The sequence below is a fragment of the Bacteroides sp. AM54-2NS genome, assembly GCF_003602935.1.
GTDB classification, from domain to species: domain Bacteria; phylum Bacteroidota; class Bacteroidia; order Bacteroidales; family Bacteroidaceae; genus Bacteroides; species Bacteroides xylanisolvens.
Genome location: NZ_QTMZ01000114.1, coordinates 1 through 2,163 on the forward strand (window position 1 = coordinate 1; position 2,163 = coordinate 2,163).

At 45.8% G+C, this 2,163-nt stretch carries 2 protein-coding genes; one reads left to right on the forward strand and one right to left on the reverse strand.

Features of this window, described 5'->3' with window-relative positions; all coding sequences use genetic code 11:
- Nucleotides 1-262 precede the first annotated feature (262 nt).
- A complete protein-coding gene (locus tag DXA05_RS25950) occupies nucleotides 263-1,525 on the forward strand; it encodes an ATP-binding protein (RefSeq protein ID WP_005816273.1) in 1,263 nt (420 codons plus the stop codon).
- Between the two features lie 140 nt (nucleotides 1,526-1,665).
- Here the strand turns inward: DXA05_RS25950 and DXA05_RS25955 are convergent.
- The coding region (locus DXA05_RS25955) for an OmpA family protein (protein ID WP_165861574.1) at nucleotides 1,666-2,163 on the reverse strand (498 nt) is incomplete at its 5' end.

The following is a 2,163-nucleotide window of genomic DNA, read 5'->3' on the forward strand; positions in this document are numbered from 1 at the left end:
GAGGAGTTAATGAAATACCCAAATCTTTGATTTGCGGAAAGCTGTCGTTCAGTCCTCTGCCTGTTAGCATGGCGGTACTTGACCATTCGCCCGGGCAGTAACTTTGCAAAGAAAAATGGGCATCGGCAAGTGGAATAGACACTACAAAACAGGAAAATCATTGATTTTTAGTGCATTTTTCTTTATTTCTTTCTTTGATTTAGGATAAAATATATAACTTTGCCTCCGAAAAAGTGTCACAAGTGACAGTTTTTCGTAAAATATGATAGTAAACAGATATAGATACATAGAACAGTTGAGCCGTTCAAAGAACAACGGGCTCATAAAGATAATCACAGGATTGCGACGTTCAGGCAAGTCGTTCCTTCTGAAGAAACTCTTTCATCAGCATCTATTGGATGAGGGCGTGAGAGAAGACCATATTCTCGTCATCGACATGGAGAGTAGGAAGAACAGAGAGTTCAAGAACCCGGACTACCTGTTGGACTGGGTGGAAAAGATGATGATTGACTATGAGACTTATTATATCATCATCGACGAGGTGCAGGAGGTGGAAGACTTTGTAGAGGTGCTCTCTTCCTTGTCAGTTACCGAAGGGGCGGATGTGTATGTCACAGGCTCCAACTCGCGTTTCCTGTCCTCTGACCTGGTGACGGAATTCCGAGGCAGAGGTGACGAGATACATGTGTGGCCACTATCCTTCAAGGAGTTCATGACGGTGTATGATGGTTCGAAAGAAGACGGTTGGGCTGAATACAGACTGTACGGAGGTTTGCCGCAACTACTTACACAGGTTGGGGATGAGAAGAAGGCTGATTTCCTGCGTCGCCTTTATCGCACGGTATATCTACGTGACATCTACGAGCGGAACAACATAGAACTGAGACCTGAATTTGAAGAATTGTCGAAGACCGTAGCATCCAGTATAGGAGCACCTGTCAATGCACTGAATATAGCCAATACGTTCAAGTCCGTAAGCAATGTGCAGAGCATAACCGACAAGACAGTGTCGGCTTATCTGGAATATATGCAGGATGCTTTCCTTATCGAAAAATCCGAAAGGTTCGACATCAAAGGACGGAAATACATAGGTTCGTTGTCCAAGTATTATTATCAGGACGTAGGTCTGAGGAATGCTATTCTGTCGTTCCGTCAGAGCGAGCCGACACATATCATGGAGAACGTCATCTACAATGAGATGCGTATGCGAGGATGGCTCGTGGATGTGGGTAACGTCTATCATCGAGTGAGGAATACGGAAGGAAAGCAGCAGAGGGTGACATTGGAAGTGGATTTTGTCTGCAACAAAGGGAGCGAGCGGATCTACATCCAGTCGGCGTGGCGTATGCCCGATGCAGAAAAGATGGAACAGGAGAAACGGTCGTTGCGTCTTGTAGATGACTCTTTCCGCAAACTGCTGATCGTGGGAGAACATACCAAGCAGTGGAGCGACGAAAACGGCATACAGATAATGAGTATATATGACTTCCTGCTTGACTGGTCAAGTACTGAGAAACACGGATAAAAAAAAGATATGCGCATAGAATATGCGTTAATACATATATGATTAAGGGAGGGCCTATCCATCACGGACAAGCCCTCCCTTTCTAAAATTTATCAATGAAAAAAAAGTTTTAGTGCTCTTGTTCGGAGCTGTATGTCTGGCTATAGATACAGCAGGATTCTGGTATGGCGGTTCGCCTCATTGGGCGAGTAATCGTCAATGCCGCCATCGAAAATCTGAGAGATGGTGCCATTTTCCATACCACGTTTCATCAGTTCCTCTGCAATGAATCTGGCACGGGAACGGCTGAGGTTATCATTGATGGCTTCACTGCCTGTGGCACTGTCGGCAGCGCCGATGACCTTAACTTTCAAGCCATATTTCTTGGCGATGCGTGCTACTTCGTCGAGATTGACGAGCTGCGACCTGTTGAGCAACCTGTCAGTGCCAAGTTCAAAGAAGAAATAGATGGGCGCACCTATGCAAGCCTTTCCTGAGTGGATGAGCGATAGGTAATCGTCTTCCGGCTCACCTTCAGCATTGCCATATTCTTCTGTACAAGAGGCGGACTCCATGACCTTTGTCTTTTGACCATTACCATACTTGTCTCTCATTCTTGCACGCAGCGAGTTGAGACCGCTGTAGTCGTTTCGAGGATA

What these genes read in the sequence shown, in the direction of transcription:
- DXA05_RS25950 (WP_005816273.1), top strand. Translation starts at nt 263, where the DNA reads ATGATAGTAAACAGATATAGATACATAGAACAGTTGAGCCGTTCAAAG.